Annotated in this window: 16 protein-coding genes and 1 pseudogene; 2 read left to right on the top strand and 15 right to left on the bottom strand. The window is 60.2% G+C overall.

Annotation, left to right across the window (positions count from 1 at the left end):
* Positions 1-3: 3 nt before the first annotated feature.
* The 4 genes and pseudogenes from yacG to AB4O16_RS12145 all read right to left on the bottom strand — a co-directional run bounded on the left by yacG (position 4) and on the right by AB4O16_RS12145 (position 2,911).
* Entirely contained in the window at positions 4-204 is a 201-nt protein-coding gene (gene yacG, locus AB4O16_RS12160) for a DNA gyrase inhibitor YacG (RefSeq protein ID WP_460157801.1), read from the bottom strand.
* A complete protein-coding gene (gene coaE, locus AB4O16_RS12155; protein ID WP_160385642.1) occupies positions 201-824 on the bottom strand; it encodes a dephospho-CoA kinase in 624 nt (207 codons plus the stop codon). Before coaE ends, yacG begins: the two co-directional genes overlap by 4 nt.
* A complete protein-coding gene (locus AB4O16_RS12150; RefSeq protein WP_160385641.1) occupies positions 821-1,693 on the bottom strand; it encodes a prepilin peptidase in 873 nt (290 codons plus the stop codon). The genes coaE and AB4O16_RS12150 overlap by 4 nt, the downstream gene beginning before the upstream one ends.
* A 1-nt stretch (position 1,694) precedes the next feature.
* Positions 1,695-2,911 (bottom strand): annotated as a pseudogene (locus AB4O16_RS12145) (type II secretion system F family protein).
* Between the two features lie 227 nt (positions 2,912-3,138).
* Here AB4O16_RS12145 and AB4O16_RS12140 point away from each other — a divergent pair.
* Both AB4O16_RS12140 and AB4O16_RS12135 read left to right on the top strand, forming a co-directional pair.
* Positions 3,139-3,552, top strand: coding sequence for a pilin (locus tag AB4O16_RS12140; RefSeq protein WP_160385639.1), 414 nt, complete (start codon positions 3,139-3,141; stop codon positions 3,550-3,552).
* 309 nt (positions 3,553-3,861) lie between these two features.
* Positions 3,862-4,218: a BON domain-containing protein gene (locus AB4O16_RS12135; RefSeq protein ID WP_160385638.1), complete on the top strand. Its 357-nt coding sequence runs from the start codon at positions 3,862-3,864 to the stop codon at positions 4,216-4,218.
* A gap of 242 nt (positions 4,219-4,460) precedes the next feature.
* On the opposite strand, the gene AB4O16_RS12130 is transcribed toward AB4O16_RS12135, so the two are convergent.
* The 11 genes from AB4O16_RS12130 to AB4O16_RS12080 all read right to left on the bottom strand — a co-directional run bounded on the left by AB4O16_RS12130 (position 4,461) and on the right by AB4O16_RS12080 (position 20,220).
* On the bottom strand, positions 4,461-7,418 hold the full coding sequence (locus AB4O16_RS12130) for a DUF748 domain-containing protein (protein ID WP_460157800.1): 2,958 nt from the start codon (positions 7,416-7,418) through the stop codon (positions 4,461-4,463).
* Positions 7,419-7,511: 93 nt separating this feature from the next.
* Positions 7,512-8,528, bottom strand: coding sequence for a class I SAM-dependent rRNA methyltransferase (locus AB4O16_RS12125; protein ID WP_460157799.1), 1,017 nt, complete (start codon positions 8,526-8,528; stop codon positions 7,512-7,514).
* 141 nt (positions 8,529-8,669) lie between these two features.
* A complete protein-coding gene (locus AB4O16_RS12120; RefSeq protein ID WP_160385635.1) occupies positions 8,670-9,536 on the bottom strand; it encodes an oxygenase MpaB family protein in 867 nt (288 codons plus the stop codon).
* A 124-nt stretch (positions 9,537-9,660) separates the two neighbouring features.
* On the bottom strand, positions 9,661-11,598 hold the full coding sequence (acs, locus tag AB4O16_RS12115) for an acetate--CoA ligase (protein ID WP_460157798.1): 1,938 nt from the start codon (positions 11,596-11,598) through the stop codon (positions 9,661-9,663).
* 124 nt (positions 11,599-11,722) lie between these two features.
* Positions 11,723-13,387, bottom strand: a complete 1,665-nt coding sequence (gene pgi, locus AB4O16_RS12110; protein ID WP_460157797.1) for a glucose-6-phosphate isomerase — start codon at positions 13,385-13,387, stop codon at positions 11,723-11,725.
* 224 nt (positions 13,388-13,611) lie between these two features.
* A complete protein-coding gene (gene panD, locus AB4O16_RS12105; RefSeq protein WP_003228271.1) occupies positions 13,612-13,992 on the bottom strand; it encodes an aspartate 1-decarboxylase in 381 nt (126 codons plus the stop codon).
* 171 nt (positions 13,993-14,163) lie between these two features.
* Positions 14,164-15,024 (bottom strand): pantoate--beta-alanine ligase, encoded by an 861-nt coding sequence (gene panC / locus AB4O16_RS12100; protein ID WP_160385632.1) that lies wholly within the window; start codon positions 15,022-15,024, stop codon positions 14,164-14,166.
* Positions 15,021-15,821 (bottom strand): 3-methyl-2-oxobutanoate hydroxymethyltransferase, encoded by an 801-nt coding sequence (panB, locus tag AB4O16_RS12095; protein WP_110661771.1) that lies wholly within the window; start codon positions 15,819-15,821, stop codon positions 15,021-15,023. The genes panC and panB overlap by 4 nt, the downstream gene beginning before the upstream one ends.
* Positions 15,822-16,095: 274 nt before the next feature.
* Positions 16,096-16,581, bottom strand: a complete 486-nt coding sequence (gene folK, locus AB4O16_RS12090) for a 2-amino-4-hydroxy-6-hydroxymethyldihydropteridine diphosphokinase (RefSeq protein ID WP_460157796.1) — start codon at positions 16,579-16,581, stop codon at positions 16,096-16,098.
* Between the two features lie 3 nt (positions 16,582-16,584).
* Positions 16,585-17,985 carry a polynucleotide adenylyltransferase PcnB gene (locus tag AB4O16_RS12085; RefSeq protein WP_160385630.1) on the bottom strand — a complete coding sequence of 467 codons (1,401 nt, stop codon included), beginning with the start codon at positions 17,983-17,985 and terminating at the stop codon, positions 16,585-16,587.
* A gap of 795 nt (positions 17,986-18,780) precedes the next feature.
* Complete coding sequence (locus AB4O16_RS12080) at positions 18,781-20,220, bottom strand: sigma-54-dependent transcriptional regulator (RefSeq protein WP_160385629.1); 1,440 nt, start codon at positions 20,218-20,220, stop codon at positions 18,781-18,783.
* Between the last annotated feature and the right edge of the window lie 3 nt (positions 20,221-20,223).

Genomic DNA, 20,223 nt, shown 5'->3' with positions numbered 1-20,223 from the left:
GGATCAGTGGCGCGGATCGAAGTCGCCGCTGAACAATTCGTCCTCGGCATCGGGGGCCACTGGAATCTTGTGTTCTTCGGACGCCCAGGCGCCCAGGTCGATCAGTTTGCAGCGGTCGGAGCAGAAGGGCCGGAATTTGCTCTCGGCGATCCATTCCACGGGGGCGCCACAGGTTGGGCATTCGACGGTTGTTGGTTGGCTCATGACTGGCCTCCACGCAAAGTAAGATAAAAGTGATGCAGGCGCTCAACCTCGCTGTGCAGCCAGGCAAGGTCGCGATCATTGACCACGACGTCGTCGGCATGGCTCACGCGATCCTGACGGCTGGACTGGGCCTTGAGGATCGCCTGGACTTGCTGCTCGCTGGTCTGGTCGCGCCGCAAGGTGCGTTCGATCTGGAGCTGCTCGGGGGCATCAATGACCAGCACTCGCTGAGTCATGGCGTACTGCCCGGATTCGATCAGCAATGGCGAAACCAGGATCGCATAGGGTGATTTTGCCAGCGCCAGGTGGTGGGCAATCTCCTCGCCGATCAGCGGATGCAGGAGGGCCTCCAGCCACAGGCGTTCTTCAGGCACCTCGAAGATCAACTTGCGCAGCGCGGCGCGGTCCAGTTGCCCGTCGGGTTGCAGTACGCCGGGGCCAAAATGTTGAGCAATTTGCGCCAGTGCCGGACGCCCCGGCTCCACCACCCAACGGGCAGCGTGATCGGCGTCGACCGCGTGCACACCAAGGTCGATGAAGTGTTGGGCGGCCGCGCTTTTGCCGCTGCCGATGCCGCCGGTCAGGCCGAGAATCCAGGGTTTTTCCACAGGGGTATTCATTTCAAACCGACAAACTGCCAATAGAGGTCGGTTATTTGACCACCCCAGAGCAAGGCAATCCAGCCGGCAATGGCCAGATAGGGACCGAAAGGGATCGGCGTCGAGGTTTTTGCATTGCGCCAGCGCAGCAGGATCAGCCCGATAATGGCACCTACCAGCGAGGACAGCAGGATGGTCAACGGCAAAATAGGCCAGCCACCCCAGGCGCCCAGCATTGCCAGCAGCTTGAAATCACCGTGACCCATACCGTCCTTGCCCGTGATCAGCTTGAACAGCCAGAACACCGACCACAGCACGCTGTAGCCGGCTATCGCCCCCCACAGCGCCTCGTGCAGCGATACGAACAAGCCGAAGCTGTTGGCGATCAACCCCAGCCACAGCAATGGCAGTACCAGCACGTCCGGCAGTATCTGATGTTCGGCGTCGATCAGGCTCATCGCCAGCAAACCCCAGCTCAGAACCAGCAGCAGGCAGGCCGGCCAACCGAAACCGAAGTGCCAGGCGACAAACGCGGACAATAGGCCACAGGCCAGTTCGGTCAACGGGTAGCGCGGGCTGATCGCCGTCGCACAGGCTGAACAGCGGCCGCGCAAAAATACATAACTGAGCAGCGGGATGTTTTCCCAGGCGCGGATCCGGTGACCGCAGTGCGGGCACTGGGAATGGGGCAGCAGCAGATTGTAGGTGGGCACCGGCGTTTCGCCAGGCAGCCCGAGAATGTCATGGGCCTGCACACGCCATTCGCGCTCGAGCATTTTCGGCAGGCGCCAGATCAGCACATTGAGGAAACTGCCGACCAGCAGACCGGTGATGCCTGCGAGAAGGACAAAGGCCAGCGGATAGTGAATCAGGATTTCATTCAAGGGCATGTCAGATCGCTGAGCCGAGTTGGAAGATGGGCAGGTACATGGCAACTACCAGTCCACCGACGATAACACCCAGAACCACCATGATGAACGGCTCCATCAGGCTGGTGAGGTTATCGACCATGTTATCGACGCCGTCTTCGTAGAACCCCGCGACTTTGTCGAGCATATTGTCCAGGGTGCCGGACTCTTCGCCGATGGCGGTCATTTGTATCGCCATGTTCGGGAAGACGCCGGAAGTACGCATGGCGAAGTTCAATTGCATGCCGGTCGACACATCCTGCCGGATACGCAGCACAGCGCGCTTGAACACGCTATTGCCGGTCGCGCCGGCCACTGATTCCAGGGCCTCCACCAACGGCACGCCGGCCGCGAAAGTAGTCGACAGTGTACGGGCGAACCGGGCCACGGCGGACTTGTACATCAACGTGCCCACCAGCGGCAGTTTCAGCAGCCAGGTGTCCATCCGGTCACGAAAGGCCGGGGATGTCGCGAGGGCGTGGCGCACCCCGAACACCAATGCGATCAGCGCACCAAGCACCGTCCACCACCAGGCCTGCATGAATTGCGACAGGCCGATGACCATCAGGGTAAAGGCCGGCAGTTCGGCGCCAAAGCCTTTGAACACCGACTCGAACTGCGGCACGACGTTGACCAGCAGAATCGCGGTGACAATCGCCGCAACAAAAACCACCACCAGCGGATAGGTCATGGCTTTCCTGATCCTGGACTTGAGTGATTCGCTTTTTTCCTTGTAGGTCGCGACCCGTTCCAAAAGGGTGTCGAGGGCCCCGGCCTGCTCGCCGGCATCCACCAGGTTGCAATACAGCTCATCGAAGTACCGGGGTTTCTTGCGCAGGGCGGTGGCGAAGCTGCTGCCCGCCGCGACTTCCTGTTTCAGTTCGTCCACCAGCGTGCGCATGGCAGGGTTGTCAAAGCCTTCGCCGATGATGTCGAACGACTGCAGCAACGGCACGCCGGCCTTCATCATCGTCGCCATTTGCCGGGTGAACAGGGCAATGTCCTGGGCCTTGATGCGCTTGCCCATGTTGAAAAGCGAATGGTTTTTTTGCGTACCTTGCCGGGGCTGATGCCTTGCTTGCGCAGTTTCGCCTTGATCAGTGCCGGGTTCTGAGCGCTGAGCTCACCGGTTACCTTTGTGCCTTTGCGGTCAATCCCTTCCCATGCATACACACTGATTTTCGCTGCCTTGACCGCCATGTTCAGTCCTGGGTAATCCGGTTGAGTTGCTCTTATAGCCTAGTCAAACGACGGAGCCAAACCGGCAAGGTTGAGGTGACAAAAAGCGTCAGATAGTGCTGATCCTGATGGCGGGGAAGGGCTTCGCAGGCGCCACGGCCCCAGCCAGCAGGGAGTCTATGCCTTGGCACAGGCTGTGCTGCCATGGGGCAGGTCATGAGCCTTCGACTCATGCATGGAGCCTGTACATGAACAATCAAAGAGGTTTTACCCTGATCGAGTTGCTCGTCGTGGTGGCGATCATCGGGATCCTGGCAACACTGGGTCTGCCGATGTATTCCAAATACCAGGCTCGGGCCAAAGTCACGGCGGCACTGGCGGAGCTGACTGCAATGAAGGTGCCGTTCGAGGATGTGCTCAATCAGGGGGACACGCCGACAATTGCCAACGTGGCGCCGGCCGGCGAAGCGGCGACCACCCACTGCGGACTTGCCGTGACGGCTTCAACCCCGGCGGGAGGGGGATCGATCGCTTGCACGTTGCAGAATGCCCCGGGGGTGGTCCAGGGCAAAACCGTCACCCTGACACGGGATGAAGCCAAAGGCTGGTCGTGTAAAAGCACGGTATCCGATGATTACAGGCCTAAAGGCTGCACCGGTTAAACAGCAGGAATTGCAGGTTCAAGTCCCCGCCAATGCGGGGCTTTCCTGATTGTCGACCCGTCGTCAAATACCTCAGATAAAGCTCAGAAATTTCAGCATCTTAGGAACTTTCCATAAACCTGCAACTTGCATGCAGTGATTGTGCTTCTCGTGCATTTTGCATGATTTCGAAAATGGGCTAATTTTATAACTTGTTGATTTATAAGGTTTTAATTCTTGTTTCAAAGTTGGCACAGCGTTCGCAATATCCCTGGTAACCCTGCCGACATGACACCCGGCAGACTTTTCCGAAAAACAGGAGTTACTCGTATGAAGAAGTTCGCTATCACTGCCGCTGCTGCTACCGCGCTGACCCTGACCATGGCAAACGCGGCATTCGCCCAGACCACTCAAGCCACCCAGGCTCCAATGACCCTGGCGGCGGGTGAAATGACCAAGGCTGAAGAAGCTACTTCCGATACCTGGATCACCACCAAAGTCAAAAGTGACCTGATGACCGAAAAAGGCATTCCAGGCACCGATATCAAAGTCGAAACCAACAAAGGTGTTGTATCGCTGTCGTCCACCGTGGCGGTCACCGACGCGCAGAAATCCACCGCCGTCGCCATCACCAAGAAAATCAAAGGCGTCAAAGCGGTCTCCGCTGACGGCCTGAAAGCCGAGTAAGGCAAGGCTTCTCGCCTGGACCGGGAGAGGGCGCAACAGACGAGCCGAGTCATATGTCTGTTGCAACCTGAGTGTTCATGCGAACGGCCAAAAGGAGTTTGGCCACCACAGGCCCCGCGCATTTTTTGCCGGGGCCTGTTCTGTTTGCAGTGCTGCCACATTGGTTCGCGGCTGATTAATTGCAGCGTTTACGGGTGATCTGGTTCACGCCGGAATCAGGCCGGCCAGCAGCCGATGAATCATCACTCGGCATCCAGATGCATCGGAGTCACCACGCGGCCGTCACTTTCCGCTTCGCCCAGATTGGCGTCGATGAAGTACACCCGGTCATCTTCCAGCTGGGTCTTGTCGACCAGGTAGTCCTTGATGCTGCTGGCGCGTTCCTGGCCCAGTTGACGCAACAGCACGTCACTGGAACTCCAGAACTTGATCACCTCGGCCCGCATTTTCGCGGTGCGCTCTTCCTTGCCCAGGTCTTTCCATTCGGCAAGGGGCTGGGTTTTCAGGCGGGTGCGGTAGATACCTTCGAGCAGCGGGCCCTTTTCTCCGTCCGGCACTTCCAGCAACGACGCCTGGGCCGGGACCTTGTCGCCCCGGCGCTGGAGCATTTTGTAGTAGTTGTACTGGTATTCGCGTTCCAGGCGTTGTTCGGCGATCAGCGGGCCATCGCTGCTCTGGGCGGCAGTGCCTTCGATTTCCAGGCGCAGGGCCGGGCGCTCCTTGAGCGCCTTGGACAGTTTGTCCAGTGCGCCTTCGGCGTCCTTGCCCAAGTCGCTGGAGCCTGCAGCGAAAGAGACACTGCCCAGATCTTCCGAACCGCCACCGCTGACCAGCCCGCCAATGAGTTTGAACGGTGCCGCCGCAGCTTTGACGATCAGGTTGCGCAGGGTCTGCCAGACAATCGGCATGACGCTGAACTGCGGGTTGTTGAGGTCACCGGTGACCGGCAGTTCGATGGAAATCTTGCCATCAACGTCCTTGAGCAAGGCAATCGCCAGTTTCAGCGGCAGGCTCACGGCGTCCGGGCTGTCGACTTTTTCGCCCAGTTGCAGCTGCTCGACCACCACTTTGTTTTCAGCTTTGAGCTGACCCTTGGTGATCTGGTAATGCAGGTCGAGATTGAGCCGGCCCTTGCGGATACGGTAGCCGGCGAACTTGCCGGAGTAGGGCGTCAGCGTGGTCAGTTCCACGCGTTTGAAGCTGGTGGCGATGTCGAGGCTCGCCATCGGGTCGAACGGATTGACCGCGCCCTTGATGGTCACCGGCGCGTAACGATCGACCTTGCCCTTGACGTCGACACTGGCCGGTTTCGGTTTGCGGCTGTCGATGGTGCCGATCTGCCCGTTGAGCTGCTGGACGGCAGTCGCGAAGTTCGGCGTCAGGCTGAAGTCGGCGAAGTTGGCCGAACCATCATTGATGAAAATGCCGCCGATGTGGATGCCCAGCGGTTTTTCATTACTGGCCGGTTTGTTCGCTGCCGGTTTTGTCCCGGCGTCCGCCGGTTGTGGAACCAGCAGGTCATCGATGTTGGTGGTGCGATCATCGTTGATCATGAAACGCGCATAGGGCTGGAACAGGTTGACCTTGTCGATCGACAGGCTGTCCCCGTGCTGATAGTTCAGGCCTTCGACCACGACCTGCTGCCACTTGAGAAAATCGCGGGTTTTCAGGGTGTCCAGGGTATGCAACTGATCGACCTGGGCGCGACCGGTGACTCCGAAGGCCAGGGGTTCGGTGCTTTTCAGGTCGACAGCCAGATCGCTGCCGAGCATGCCGCTACGCAGTTCCAGGCGAATGAACGGCGTGATGTAGGACTGCGCAACCCGCAGGTCGATGTCCTTGGTCTGGACCTTCAGCCGGGCACTGACCGGGGCCAGGTTGACCTCGCCATCGGCCAGGATCTTGCCTTGCTTGCCCACGCCGGTATCGAGCTTCAGGGTAAAGGGCGAGCCGTTGAGGCTGTCGAAATTCTGCAGGTCGAGGTTCAGCGGGGTCAGATCAAGTGCAACGGCAGGTTGTGCCTTGCGGTCAGCCAGATGCACCGTGTAATTGCGCAGCTGCACATCCTTGAGCAGCACCTGCCAGGGTTTGTCCGGCGCGGCCGGTTCAGGCTTCGGGGAGTCTGCGGCGGCCGGTGCGCTGGTCGGTTCGGCATCGGCCCGGGCTTTGGCAGCGGGTTTTGACGGTTGGCTGGCGAACAGTTTCTGCCAGTCGAGTTGGCCATCCGATTCCAGCGCGGCCCAGGTTTCCAGTTTGTTGCTGCGGATCTTGCCGACCACCACTTGCTGTCTCGCCAGGTCCACGGTGGTTTCGCTGACGTCCAGGCGCTCCAGCTTCACCAGCGGCCGGCCATCGGGGGCCTTGATCGAGAGGGGGGCGACGCTGACCGCTACATTGCTCAGCAGCAGCTCGGTTTCCTTGGCCAGGTTGAGCTTGTAGTCGGTGCTGATGCTCATCACGCCGTTTTCAAGGTCCAGGGGCACGGCATCGCGCACGTAGGGCCAAAAGGCTTTCATCTTGCCGTCAGTGATTTTCAACTTACCTTCGGAGGCGATCGGGATCAGGCTGAAATTGCCGGTCCAGTCGATCTGTCCGCCGTTGGGGCCGATGGCCACCAGGGTCATGTCGGCGCTGTCTTCGGGCAGTGTGCTGAGGTTTTTCAGCTCGAAATCGAGTGTGTCGTAGAGAAACTCGATGGGCTCGCTGGGCCGGGCATCTTCAAAGTGCACGGCGCCGCCGGCCAGTTTGATCCGCTCGATGCGCAGCGGAAACGGCTTGGCATCCGGGTCGTCCGGTGTCGGCTCGCTCGCAGGCAGTGTGAACAGCCCCAGCAGATTGAGCTTGCCGTCCTTGCTGAACAGGATCTCGGTCTTGGGCTTGTCCAGTTCGATATCGGACAGGTGCACCGCCTTGGTCCACAGGCTGTCGAGTTGCAGGTTGGCGTACAGACGTTCGAAAGCGACCTGCTCCTTGCCGGGCTCGCCGATGTTCAGGCCCCAGAGGGTCAGTTCAAGGCTGAACGGATTGAACTCGATCCGCTGGATTGTGGCGGGGGTGGTGGCGTAGTTGGCCAGTTGCTGGTTGGCAACGCGCAACGCGACCCCCGGTAAAATCAGAAAGCCCAGCAAGCTGTAGAGGGCCAGAGCAGTCAACAAGGCGCCGATGGCGCGTATCAATCCTTTGTACATGTGCGGCTTCATCTGTCTGAATCGGAGTGCCTTGGAGTATGGCACGCGTTTCCGGTTCCGAAGTGATTGGCCTGTTGAGGTTATTTCAGATTTATCCCACAGCGGTCAGAGTTGCAGAATCAGGGTTTTCAGCGGTGGTTGCTGATCCATCGACGGGAAGTCGGCGCCTGGTTTCATCACGGTCCACTCACGCACCGGCCGCCCGGCCTTCTCTGCACAACGCAACACCTGCTCGCGCCAGTCGTCCATGCTGACTTTCGCCAGGTTGTTGCAGCAGATCAGCACGCCGTTGTCGGCGGTGGTCAGCAAGGCCGGCTTGAGCAGGCTCTGGTAGTCGCGCAAGAGGTCTACTGTGCCGAATGCGCTCTTGGCCCAGGCCGGAGGGTCGAGCAGCACCAGATCGTACTGGCGCTGTTCCAGACGCTGATAGCTCGGCAGTTTTTGCCCGCGGCGCTGGCTGATCGGCAGGCCGGCCAGTTGGCGAATCGCCGGGAAGTAGTCGGACTGGATGAATTCCATGGTCGGTAACTGCGGGTTGAGTAAACCGTTCTCCCGACCGACCGCCAGGTTGCCCTCGGCGAAGTCCAGGTTGCAGACCTCGCGCGCTCCACCGGCGGCAGCACTGAGGCCGACACCACAGGTGTAGGCGAACAGGTTCAGTACGCTTTTGTTCTTGCTGTGGTCCTTGACCCAGCCACGGGTGTTGCGCAGGTCGAGGAACAGCAACGGGTCTTGTCCGGCATGGCGGCCACGGACCCGATAGTTCAGGCCCCATTCGTGGCCGATCAGGTCTTGCAGGGCGGCTTCGTCGGCGCGGTAGACGATGTCTTCGCGATCGATGCGCGAATTGCCACGGGAGCGGTCGTTGTAGACCAGCAGGGTTTCAAGACCCAGGTGCTGATTGATCGCTTCGTGCAATTGCAGCAGCGTCTCGCGCTCCAGCGCCTGGTGGAAACTTTGCACCAGCAATTGCGGGCCGTAGCGGTCGATGGCCAGGCCACCGGCGCCTTCCTGGCTGCCATGGAACAGGCGATAGCAATCGGTACCTTGCTGGTGCAGTTCGGCGAGCAGGTCCTGGCGTTGATCGAGGGCGGCGCGCAGCGCCTGATTCAAGGAAGACATGCTGGGCGCCTTGCAGGAGAGAATTGGGCGCGGGAGTTTAACAGTTTGGAGCACAACCTGTAGGAGCTGGCTTGCCAGCGAAGGCCGCAACATGGCTTATCTGACAATCCGCGTTATCGTTCATCGCTGGCAAGCCAGCTCCTACAACCCCATCCGTCGTTTAGCCCGCTGCACCGACCCATTACGCACCGCCCAGCGCAGCATCGGCGCACTGCGATTGACGCTGGCGCGGATCAGTTTGCGTTGCAGCGGGTTCTGGCTGACGCCGAGCATGTCACTGGCCCAGTCCGGCAGCAGGTCGATGCCGGCTTGCATCATCAAACCGCCAAAAGGCTTGGCCAGGCGACTGGGGGAGGGCGCGTTCAGCAACAGGCGCAGGACTTCACGGCTGCGCTCGTCACACAGCAGTTGTGGACGGATACGCTCAAGGTAGTCGGCAACTTCCCGGCGCGAACGGGGCACATCCCGGGCACCCAGGCGCTCGGCGACCAAGGCGATTTCCGCGTAATAGCGATCCTGATCGGCGGGTGAAAGATGCGGGTTGCGATAGCGCAAATGAGCAGCGAGGAAATTGCTGACTTCCGCCACATGCACCCAGGTCAGCAGATCGGGATCGCTGGCGGCGTACGGGCGCCCGTCCGGCGCGGTGCCGGTAATCTGCAAATGGATGGTGCGGACTTTTTCGATCAGCCAGTCGGCATCCTGCCGCGAACCGAAGGTGGTGCCGGAGATGAACTGCCCGGTGCGGCGCAATCGGCCGAGCATGTCTTCACGGAAATTCGAATGGTCCCAGACTCCGGCCAGTGCCAGTGGGTGCAGGGCTTGCAGCATCAGGGCGCTGATGCCGCCGATCAGCATGCTGCTGAAGTCGCCATGGACTTGCCAGCTCACCGAGTCCGGTCCGAACAGGCCGGGGTCGCCCTTGGGGTTTTCCAGGTCGAGCTTGCCCAGGGACAAACCGGTCAAGCTCATGATCTGGGTTTCGATGCGGGTGCGGATGAATTCCATGGTGACTCTGTAATTCTGTAGGAGCGAGCTTGCTCGCGATGGACGCTAACGATAACGCGTGTTTCCTGAATATGCGCGGCGCGCTTTAGTCCATCGCGAGCAAGCTCGCTCCTACAAAGGCACGTTATTGATTCAGGCGTTTATCGATCAAGCCTTGTACCACGCTTGGATCGGCCAGTGTCGAAGTGTCGCCCAGGCTGTCGAGTTCGTTGCAGGCGATCTTGCGCAGGATGCGTCGCATGATCTTGCCCGAGCGGGTTTTCGGCAAGGCCGGCGCCCACTGGATCAAGTCCGGCTTGGCGAAGCTGCCGATTTCCTGGCTGACAAGGGCCAGCAATCCTTTTTTCAGTTCGTCGTTGGGTTCGGCACCATTCATGGGTGTGACGAAGGCGTAGATGCCTTGGCCTTTGACGTCGTGGGGGTAACCGACCACGGCAGCCTCGGCGATGCTCTCGTGCAGCACCAGGGCGCTTTCCACTTCGGCGGTGCCGATACGGTGGCCGGACACGTTGATCACATCGTCGATGCGGCCAGTGATCCAGTAGTCGCCATCTTCATCGCGTCGCGCGCCATCGCCGGTGAAGTAGTAACCGGGATACGGTTTGAAGTAGGTATCGACCATTCGCTGCGGGTCGCCGTAGACGCTGCGGATCTGTGCCGGCCAGCTGGACTTTATGGCGAGTACGCCGCTGCCGGGGCCTTTGATTTCCTTGCCCAGCTCATCGAGCAGCACGGGTTGCACGCCGAACATCGGTTGGGTCGCACAGCCGGGCTTGATCCGCTGCGCGCTGACCAACGGGCTGAGCATGATGCCGCCGGTTTCGGTCTGCCACCAGGTATCGACGATCGGGCAGCGTTCTTCGCCGACCTCATGGAAGTACCACTCCCAGGCTTCAGGGTTGATCGGCTCGCCGACCGTGCCGAGTAGTCGGATGCTGGCGCGGGAGGTTCCCTTCAAGGGTCCGGGACCTTCACGCATCAATGAGCGCAGGGCCGTCGGGGCGGTGTAGAAAATGTTCACCTTGTGCTTGTCGATGACCTGCCAGAAGCGCGAGCTGGTTGGATAGCTCGGCACGCCTTCGAAGATCAGCGTGGTCGCGCCGTTGGCCAGCGGGCCGTACACGATGTAGCTGTGGCCGGTGACCCAGCCGACGTCGGCGGTGCACCAGAAGACCTCGCCGTCGCGGTAGTCCAGCACGTACTTGAAGGTCATCGCCGCTTGCAGCAGATAGCCGCCGGTGGTGTGCAGCACGCCTTTGGGTTTGCCGGTGCTGCCGGAGGTGTAGAGGATGAACAGCGGGTCTTCGGCATCCATCGGTTCGGGCGGGCAATGGCTGTCGGCGTCGCGCAGGGCCTGCTGATAATTGATGTCGCGGCCTTCGACGCGGTTCACCTGCCCTTTGCTGCGCTCGACCATCAGCACTGTGCTCACGTCCGGGCAGCTTTGCAGCGCCTTGTCGACGTTCTGCTTGAGTGGCACGACCCTGCCGCCACGCACGCCTTCGTCGGCGGTGATCACGGTGCGGCAGTCGGCGTCGAGAATGCGGTCGCGCAACGAGTCCGGGGAAAAACCGCCGAACACCACCGAGTGCACCGCGCCGATGCGGGTGCAGGCAAGCATGGCGTAGGCCGCCTCCGCAATCATCGGCATATAGATGCACACGCGGTCGCCTTTCTTCACGCCACGGCTTTTCAGCACGTTGGCCAGGCGGCAGACGTTTTCATGCAGTTGTTTGTAGGTGATCGAGGCGGAGTCGGCAGGTTCGTCGCCTTCCCAGATGATGGCGACCTGATCGCCGCGTTTTTCCAGGTGTCGGTCGATGCAGTTGTAGCTGACGTTCAATTTCGCGCCGGCAAACCAGCTGGCTTCACCGGTCTTCAGGTTGTAGCGCTGGACGGTTTCCCAGGGCGCGCTCCAGTCGAGAAAACGCGTGGCCTGTTCGGCCCAGAAGGTACTGGGGTGTTCGATGGATTGGCGATACAGGCGCTGATAGTCGTCTTGACTCAATTGCGCAGCCCGGCGGACGGCATCGGCTTTGGGGAACGTGCTGATATCGAACATGACGGTTCCTTATTCTTGTATTGCGACAAAGATAAAGATGCGCCGAGAGGTGAAAGGGTTCAAGAGGGGAGCTGTGCGACCCTCGTAGGAGCTGGCAAGCCAGCTCCTACAGGGGGCCATCAAATCACCCGCGGTGACGACCGCGGAAGTAGTTGATCAGCCCTTGGGTCGAAGCGTCTTCGGCGGCGGTTTCTTCGCTGCCGACCAGACGGTTGTAGACGCCTTTACCCAGCTCTTTGCCCAGCTCCACACCCCACTGGTCGAAGGCGTTGATGCCCCAGATCACGCTTTGCACGAAGACTTTGTGTTCGTACATCGCCACCAGCGCGCCGAGGCGACGCGGGCTGATGCGTTCGACCACCAGGGTGTTACTCGGACGGTTGCCCGGGATCACCTTGTGTGGCGCCAGCTTCTGCACTTCGTCTTCGCTCAGGCCCTTGTCACGCAGCTCGGTTTCGGCCTCGGCCAGGGTCTTGCCGAGCATCAGCGCCTGGCTCTGCGACAGGCAGTTGGCGTACAGCCACTGGTGGTGGTCGGACACCGGGTTGAAGCTGACGATCGGCACGATGAAGTCGGCCGGGATCAACTGGGTGCCCTGGTGCAGCAACTGGTGGTAGGCGTGCTGACCGTTGCAGCCGACGCCGCCCCAGATCACCGGCCCGGTGTCGGTGGACACGGGCTTGCCGTCCTGGCGCACGCTCTTGCCGTTGGATTCCATGTCCAGCTGTTGCAGGTGCTTGGTGATGTTACGCAGGTAGTGATCGTACGGCAGGATCGCGTGGCTTTGCGCGCCCCAGAAGTTGCCGTACCACACGCCGAGCAAGGCCAGCAGCACCGGCATGTTCTGTTCGAACGGCGCGGTCAGGAAGTGCTGGTCCATGGTGTAGGCGCCGGACAGCAATTCCTTGAAGTTGGACATGCCGATGGCCAGGGCGATCGGCAAACCGATGGCCGACCACAGCGAGTAGCGGCCGCCGACCCAGTCCCACATCGGGAAGATGTTTTCTTCGCGGATGCCGAACGCTACGGCGGCGGCGTTGTTGCTCGATACCGCGATGAAATGGCGATACAGCTCGGCTTCCGAACCACCCTGGGCCAGATACCAGGCACGGGCGGCCTGGGCGTTCTTCAGGGTTTCGAGGGTGTTGAAGGACTTCGACGAAACGATGAACAGCGTGGTTTCGGCACGCAGCTTCATGGTCAGCTCGTGGAACTCACTGCCGTCGATGTTCGCCAGGTAATGGCAGCGCACGCCTTTCTGGGCGTAGGACAGCAAGGCTTCGGACACCAGCTCGGGGCCGAGGAAGGAACCGCCGATGCCGATGTTGACTACGTCGGTGATCGGCTTCTCGGTGTAACCGCGCCACAGGCCATCGTGGATACGGCCCACGAGGTCGGTGATCTGGTTCAGCACCTTGTGCACTTCTGGCATCACGTTGACGCCGTTGACCGACAGCTTGTCGCCAACCGGGCGCCGCAGGGCGGTGTGCAGGGCTGGACGACCTTCGGAAGCGTTGACGATTTCGCCGTCGAACAGCGATTTGATCGCGCCCTTGAGATCGACTTCGTTGGCCAGGCCCACCAGCAGATTGCGGGTCTCGGCGTTGATCAGGTTCTTCGAGTAGTCGAGAAACAGACCGCAGCTGCTGAGGGTGAATTGAGTAAAACGCTGCGGATCGGCATTGAAGGCTTCGCGCATGCTGAAATCCTGCATGGCTTGGCGGTGGTCATTCAGCGCTTGCCAGGCAGGCAGAGCGGTAACGTCGTGAGGAGTGCGGTAATACGCCATCGCTGCGGGTTTCCTTATTACTTGAACGGCCTTTTGAACACTAAAAATCCCGGAGCGCTATGGATGGGCGTTCCGGTCAACTGCGTCGACACGATTTCATGGCGCAGGGCGAATACAGTAAACCCCGCGCAATGATCTGTCTTGACTTTGTCTGAGCTGTTTCCGGTACTTTTTTAACATCGAAGTTAGGAATAGTCCGACAAACGGAAGAGACAGGACTCGGATCAGGCGACCTGGACCGGAATGGCATTGCTGGTGTGGCTCAATTCATTGCCCGGTGCCATGTAGAGCATGCGTGGCTTGAAGTTGAGCAGTTCGGCTTCGCTGTAATGGGCGTAAGCGCAGATGATCACGCGATCGCCGACCTTGGCCTTGTGTGCCGCGGCGCCGTTGACCGAGATCATGCGCGAACCCTCTTCGCCACGGATGGCGTAAGTGGTGAAGCGCTCGCCGTTGTCGACGTTGTAGATCTGGATCTGTTCGTACTCGCGGATACCGGACAGGTCCAGCCACTCACCGTCGATGGCGCAGGAGCCTTCGTAATCGAGTACGGCGTGGGTGACTTCGGCGCGATGCAACTTGGCTTTGAGCATGATGGCGTGCATGGATGTTTCCCAGGTCGGCGGGCACATGGCCCGAAGGGTTTGTGGGCGTAACCCCCTGTAGGAGCGAGCCTGCTCGCGATGGACGTTAACGATTACGCGTGTTCCTGAATGTACGCGGCGCGTCGGAATTCATCGCGAGCAGGCTCGCTCCTACAGGAGCGATTTCGGTGATTAGATCGGCGCGTCGAGATTCAGGTGCAGGTTGTCGATCAACCGTGTTGTCCCGAGGAACGCCGCCACCAGGATCACCAAGTCACGATCCTGCGCCGTCGCCGGGCGCAAGCTCAGTGCATGGCGGATTTCCAGATAGTCAGGACGCAGGCCCGCGGCTTCGAGCTGTTGGCGCTGCATACCGATCAGCGCCGGGAAATCGCGTTCGCCCAGCTTGATCGCCTCGCTGATCGCATTCAGCGTGCGGTAGACCACCGGCGCTACGGCCCGCTGTTCCTCGTTGAGGAAACCGTTGCGCGAGGACAGCGCCAGGCCATCGGCCGCCCGTACGGTCGGCTCGCCGATGATCTGGATCGGCATGTTCAGGTCATGTACCAGCGCACGAATCACCGCCAGTTGCTGGAAGTCTTTTTCGCCGAAAATCGCCAGGTCCGGCTGGACCATGTTGAACAGCTTGCTGACCACCGTCGCCACGCCTTCGAAATGCCCGGGCCGGCTGGCGCCGCACAGGCCTTCGGACAATTGCGGGACACTGACGCGAGTCTGGCCGGCCATGCCGTCGGGGTACATCTCTTCGACAGTGGGGGCAAACAGCAGATGGCAACCGGCCTGGAGCAGTTTTTCCTGGTCGGCGGCGAGGGTGCGCGGGTACTTGTCGAGGTCTTCACCCGCACCGAATTGCAGCGGGTTGACGAAAACGCTCGCCACCACGAAGTCTGCCCGTTGGGAGGCCTTGGTCACCAGCGCAACATGGCCGCTGTGCAGGTTGCCCATGGTCGGTACAAAGGCGATGCGCTTGCCTTCGCTACGGGCCCGGGCCACGGCGGCCCGTAGTTCTCGTACGGTTTTTACGGTGTTCATGCAGAGAATCCGTGTTCGATCCCAGGGAAAGTCGCCGCCTTGACTTCAGTCACGTAGGCATTCAGTGCAGCTTCAATGCTGGTCTGGCCAGTCATGAAGTTTTTCACGAATTTTGGCACGCGGCCGGTAATGGACAGCCCGAGCATGTCGTGCAGGACCAGCACCTGGCCGTCGGTACGATTGCCGGCGCCAATCCCGATCACCGGGATCTTCACCGCCTGGGTGATTTCTTCCGCCAGTTCACTCGGCACGCATTCGAGCAGCAGCATGGCCGCGCCGGCCTGTTCCAGGGAGATCGCGTCGGCACGCATCTGCCGCGCCTGGTTTTCATTGCGACCCTGGACCTTGTAGCCGCCAAGGATGTTCACCGATTGCGGCGTCAGGCCCATGTGCGCGCACACGGGGATGCCGCGCTCTGCGAGCAGGCGGATCGAATCGGCCAGCCACAACGCGCCTTCAACCTTGACCATGTGCGCGCCGGCCTGCATCAACAGGGCGCTGTTGGTCATGGCTTGCTCGGTGGTGGCGTAGGCCATGAAAGGCAGGTCGGCGAGGATCAGGGCGTCGCTGTTACCGCGTTTGACGGCAGCCACGTGGTAAGCCATTTCCGCGGTGGTGACAGGCAAGGTGCTGTCGTGGCCCTGCAAAACCATGCCGAGGGAGTCGCCCACCAGCAGCACTTCGACACCGGCCTGGTTGCAGGCATGGGCGAAGGTTGCGTCATAGCAGGTCAGCATGGTGATCTTTTCACCTTTTTGCTTCAGACCTTGCAGGGTGGTCAGGGTGATGGCTGGCATGAAAAGTTCCTCATTCAGGCGCTGTGGAAACTACTGCGAGTAACGCGCGTGATTCTTCGTTGAATACAGGCGCACGCTCTTTTGTCGTGCTTTTAAGGCCTGGATTGCGCCCTTGAACGCCGGTTGGCGGCAGCGGGACGCCTATAGTCGTGAGGAGAACGAGGGAAGTCAATTGCGTGTGTTACCGCATTGTTACGGGTGGGGTGTTACCGGGGTAACTGATGCGATTCAGCAGCAGATCTTGTGCCTGGCCAAACCTGATGCGGGAGTGGGGTCAGTGTAGGGGCAGGCGTTCCAGGCCGACGAACGGGCATGCCTTGAGTAGTTCGGTCAGAGTGCGGCCATCGGCCAGGCGCAGATCCGCAGGGGCCAGTTCCGCCAGCGGATACAGGACGAAGGCCCGTTCCTGCATATGGTAATGAGGCACCTTGAGGCGCGGTTCGTCGATCAGGCGATCACCGAACAGCAAGATGTCGAGGTCCAGCGTGCGTGGGCCCCAACGCTCAAGGCGCTCGCGGCCCTGGCCGTTTTCGACGGCCTGCAAGGCATCGAGCAAATCCAGTGGCGCCAGCGTGCTGTCGAGAGCGGCCACCGCATTGGTGTAGCGCGGTTGGCCGGGCAAAAGCGAGTCGCTTTGATAAAACGCGGACACCCCGACCAGTTCCGTGTGCGGCAAGTACGCCAGCGCCTCGACGGCGCTGCGCAATTGTTCGGCAGGGTCAGCCAGGTTGCTGCCCATGCCGATGTAGATGCGTTCCATCGATTACTCGCCCGTGGTGCTCGAAGCGCCGGCGGCGCGTTTGCGCTTGGAACCACCGCTGCGGCGACGCTTGCGCGGAGCACCGGTGCCATCTTCCTTGCCGCTGAGATCGCGAATCATGTCGCGACGCTCGCTTTCATTGGCGTCCTGATAGTCCGTCCACCATTCGCCCAGGCCATCGGTCTGCTCGCCCGCACTCTCGCGCAGCAGCAGGAAGTCGTAGCCGGCACGGAAGCGCGGATTGTCCAGCAACAGATCGGCACGCTTGCCGCTGCGGCGCGGCAGGCGTTCCTGCATGTCCCAGATCTCGCGGATCGGCATGGTAAAGCGTTTCGGAATCGCGATGCGCTGGCACTGCTCGGCAATCAGCTCGTGCGCCGCTTCCTGCATCGCCGGAATCGGCGGCATGCCACGTTCCTGCAAGCGCAGGACGCGGGCCGGCAGGGCAGGCCAGAGCAGGGCTGCAAACAGGAACGCCGGGGTGACCGGTTTGTTCTGCTTGATCCTCAGGTCGGTATTGATCAGGGCTTCGCTGATCAGGGTGTGGGTGTACGTCGGGTTGTATTCCAGTGCTTCGGCGCTGGCCGGGAACAGTGGATCGAACAACTGCAGGTCGACCAGCATTTCAAACGTATCGGCGGCATGACCGGAGAGGAACAGCTTGAGCACCTCTTCGAACAGGCGGGCCGACGGGATCTCGCGCAGCATTGGCGCCAGGCCGCGGATCGGCAGGGCGCTGTGTTTTTCGATGCCGAAGTTCAACTTGGCGGCGAAACGCACGGCCCGCAGCATCCGTACCGGGTCTTCCTGGTAGCGTTGCGTCGGATCGCCGATCAGGCGGATCAGGTGATTGCGGATGTCGTGTACGCCATTGGCGTAGTCGAGGATGCGTTCGCTGACCGGATCGTAATACAAGGCATTGATGGTGAAGTCGCGACGTTGCGCGTCTTCTTCAAGGGTGCCATAGACGTTATCGCGCAAGATGCGCCCGCTTTCGTTGCGCGAAGACTGGTTGCTGTCTTCCTCGTCTTCGTTTTGCGGGTGATTGGCGCGGAAGGTCGCGACTTCGATGATTTCGCGGCCGAAATGGATGTGCACCAGCTTGAACCGGCGCCCGATGATTCGCGCGTTACGGAATTCGGCCCGCACCTGCTCGGGTGTGGCGCTGGTGGCAACGTCGAAATCTTTCGGCGTGATGCCCAGCAGCATGTCGCGCACGCAACCGCCAACCAGGTAAGCCTGATAACCGGCGTTCTGCAGGCGTTCAACGATATTCACCGCGTAGCGGCTGAATTGCGCCTTCTGCAGCGAGTGTTGGCCGCTGTTTAGCACTTCAGGCGTGCTGCGAATGTGTTGCGTAGGACGCTTGGGAGTACGGAATGACTGGAACAGCTTCTTCAGCATGGGATGCACTGTTTGAAGGAATATTCGGCCATAACAGAAGAATGACCGCATGATGGGCGGGGATTCTAGCATTTAGTCGGGGGATGGTGTAGGACGGCGCAAATTGACCTTGTAGGAGCGAGCACGCTCGCGATGGTCGTTAACGATAATGCGGGAATCAGGTGTCCAGCGGCGCCAATGGGTTTTTCGCGAGCAGGCTCGCTCCCACAGGGGTTTTCCGAATCACGGAAACCACAAGGGGAGCCGAAGCTCCCCAAGAAGTAGTTGCATGCTCTATTTTTATTTTTGGTTTCGGGCTTCTTGTTTTTGTTGAGTGCCCTCGCCATGAAGCTTTCCTTCATGACCCTCCCAATCGGGAGCCAAGAGCAAACGGATTGCTTTGGTCGCTGAATTGCAGTGATCTTTCGATCCAACCAGTACAGGCTCTGTCTTAAGACAGTTTTTTGTTGTTCTCGGCCTGGTCGTGGGGCAAGCCCCAAATACAACGCCTCTCCAAAAGAATCAGTTAGCTGCGCCTCTCGCCGTCTTGTTTTTATTGTGCGTGAGTCGATTCGTCTTATTTTTATTGTCTTGTGCATTGCTTGTTATTGTTCTTGTACCAAACATATAGCAGGGTGCGTGCCAACTTTTGCGAAACCCAATAAAACAAGGGGTTAGGCCGAACGACAGGCATTTCGAGGGCCAAAAAAAGCCGGGGCTTCGTTACCGTAAGCCCCGGCTTCTGTTACGTGAAAAAACCGAGGTAACAGTTTTTTCACAAAGTCACGTGTTACCCGCACATGCGACAGGTGTGGTTCAGCTTTCGCTGGCCACCCCGGTCTTGCGCCGCGGGATGCCCAGGCGCTGACGACGCTCCCACAGGCATTTGCGACTGACCCCAAGCTTGCGGGCCAGCTCGGTTTCGGTCATGTGGTCCTGATGCTCGAGGACGAAATGCTGGAAGTAGTCTTCCAGGGACAGGTCTTCGGTCGGTTCGTGGTTGCTGTTACTGCTGCTGCCGTTGCCCTGTTGGGGCGCAAGGCCAATGAACTCGTCGTCGTCCAGGTCGCCCAACTCGATGTCGATGCCCAGCAGCTCGGCGGAGATTTCCGGGCTTTCGCACAGGATAACGGCGCGCTCGACGGCATTTTCCAGTTCACGAACGTTGCCCGGCCAGGAGTAGTGACGAATCGCTTGCTCGGCATCTGCGGCGAATTTCAGGTCGGTGCGGTTGACTCGCGCACTTTGCCGCGCCAGGAAGGCGTTGGCGATTTCGTTGACGTCCGCACCGCGTTCGCGCAGGGCGGGCAGCTTCAGCGCGATCACGTGGAGGCGGTAATACAAGTCTTCACGGAACTGGCCGATCTTTGCCAGGCTCTTGAGGTCGCGGTGAGTCGCGGCGATCAGGCGCACATCGACTTTTTGTGACTGCACCGAGCCTACACGACGAATTTCGCCTTCCTGCAATACGCGCAGCAGGCGAGCCTGGGCTTCCAGTGGCAGTTCGCCGATTTCGTCGAGGAACAAAGTGCCGCCGTCCGCCGCTTCCACCAGGCCGGCGCGCCCGGCGCTGGCGCCGGTGAATGCGCCTTTTTCGTGGCCGAACAGTTCGGACTCGATCAGGCTTTCCGGAATGGCCGCGCAGTTCACCGAAATCATCGGCGCCTTGGCGCGTTTGGACAGGTTGTGCAGAGCGCGCGCCACCAGTTCTTTACCGGTGCCCGATTCGCCCTGGATCAGCACGTTGGAGTCGGTCGGCGCGACTTTGCGGATCTTGCCGTACAGGTCCTGCATCGGCGGACACGAACCGATAATGCCGATTTCACCATTGCTGTTGTCGGCACCGGATTTCGCCGCGCCATTGGCGGCTTTGCCAGGAACGGCTTCGCCACCGGTTTGTGCCGTTTGTCGGTCACGCAGGATTCGTGCGGCGGCTTGCAGCATTTCGTCGTGGTCGAATGGCTTGGCAATGTAGTCCACCGCGCCCATTTTCATCGAATCGACCGCCGAGCGCAGGCTGGCGTAGCTGGTCATGATCAGCACTGGCGTGCCTTGGGCGAGCTTGATCAACTCCGTGCCAGGCGCGCCCGGCAGGCGCAGGTCACTGACGATCAGATCGAACGAGGGAATGGTGAAGCGTTCTTGTGCTTCCTGCACTGAACCGGCTTCGCTGACCTGGTACTGGTTACGTTCCAGCAGGCGGCGCAAGGCGGAGCGGATAATGGTTTCGTCTTCGACGATCAAAATGTGCGGCATTGA

Source organism: Pseudomonas sp. S2_H10 (assembly GCF_054668285.1).
This window is presented reverse-complemented; position numbering and strand designations above follow the sequence as displayed.

Excerpts from the sequence above, each read along its gene's own strand:
- yacG (WP_460157801.1), bottom strand. The coding sequence starts at position 204 with ATGAGCCAACCAACAACCGTCGAATGCCCAACCTGTGGCGCCCCCGTG.
- coaE (WP_160385642.1), bottom strand. The coding sequence starts at position 824 with ATGAATACCCCTGTGGAAAAACCCTGGATTCTCGGCCTGACCGGCGGC.
- AB4O16_RS12150 (WP_160385641.1), bottom strand. The coding sequence starts at position 1,693 with ATGCCCTTGAATGAAATCCTGATTCACTATCCGCTGGCCTTTGTCCTT.
- AB4O16_RS12140 (WP_160385639.1), top strand. The coding sequence starts at position 3,139 with ATGAACAATCAAAGAGGTTTTACCCTGATCGAGTTGCTCGTCGTGGTG.
- AB4O16_RS12135 (WP_160385638.1), top strand. The coding sequence starts at position 3,862 with ATGAAGAAGTTCGCTATCACTGCCGCTGCTGCTACCGCGCTGACCCTG.
- AB4O16_RS12130 (WP_460157800.1), bottom strand. The coding sequence starts at position 7,418 with ATGAAGCCGCACATGTACAAAGGATTGATACGCGCCATCGGCGCCTTG.
- AB4O16_RS12125 (WP_460157799.1), bottom strand. The coding sequence starts at position 8,528 with ATGTCTTCCTTGAATCAGGCGCTGCGCGCCGCCCTCGATCAACGCCAG.
- AB4O16_RS12120 (WP_160385635.1), bottom strand. The coding sequence starts at position 9,536 with ATGGAATTCATCCGCACCCGCATCGAAACCCAGATCATGAGCTTGACC.
- acs (WP_460157798.1), bottom strand. The coding sequence starts at position 11,598 with ATGTTCGATATCAGCACGTTCCCCAAAGCCGATGCCGTCCGCCGGGCT.
- pgi (WP_460157797.1), bottom strand. The coding sequence starts at position 13,387 with ATGGCGTATTACCGCACTCCTCACGACGTTACCGCTCTGCCTGCCTGG.
- panD (WP_003228271.1), bottom strand. The coding sequence starts at position 13,992 with ATGCACGCCATCATGCTCAAAGCCAAGTTGCATCGCGCCGAAGTCACC.
- panC (WP_160385632.1), bottom strand. The coding sequence starts at position 15,024 with ATGAACACCGTAAAAACCGTACGAGAACTACGGGCCGCCGTGGCCCGG.
- panB (WP_110661771.1), bottom strand. The coding sequence starts at position 15,821 with ATGCCAGCCATCACCCTGACCACCCTGCAAGGTCTGAAGCAAAAAGGT.
- folK (WP_460157796.1), bottom strand. The coding sequence starts at position 16,581 with ATGGAACGCATCTACATCGGCATGGGCAGCAACCTGGCTGACCCTGCC.
- AB4O16_RS12085 (WP_160385630.1), bottom strand. The coding sequence starts at position 17,985 with ATGCTGAAGAAGCTGTTCCAGTCATTCCGTACTCCCAAGCGTCCTACG.
- AB4O16_RS12080 (WP_160385629.1), bottom strand. The coding sequence starts at position 20,220 with ATGCCGCACATTTTGATCGTCGAAGACGAAACCATTATCCGCTCCGCC.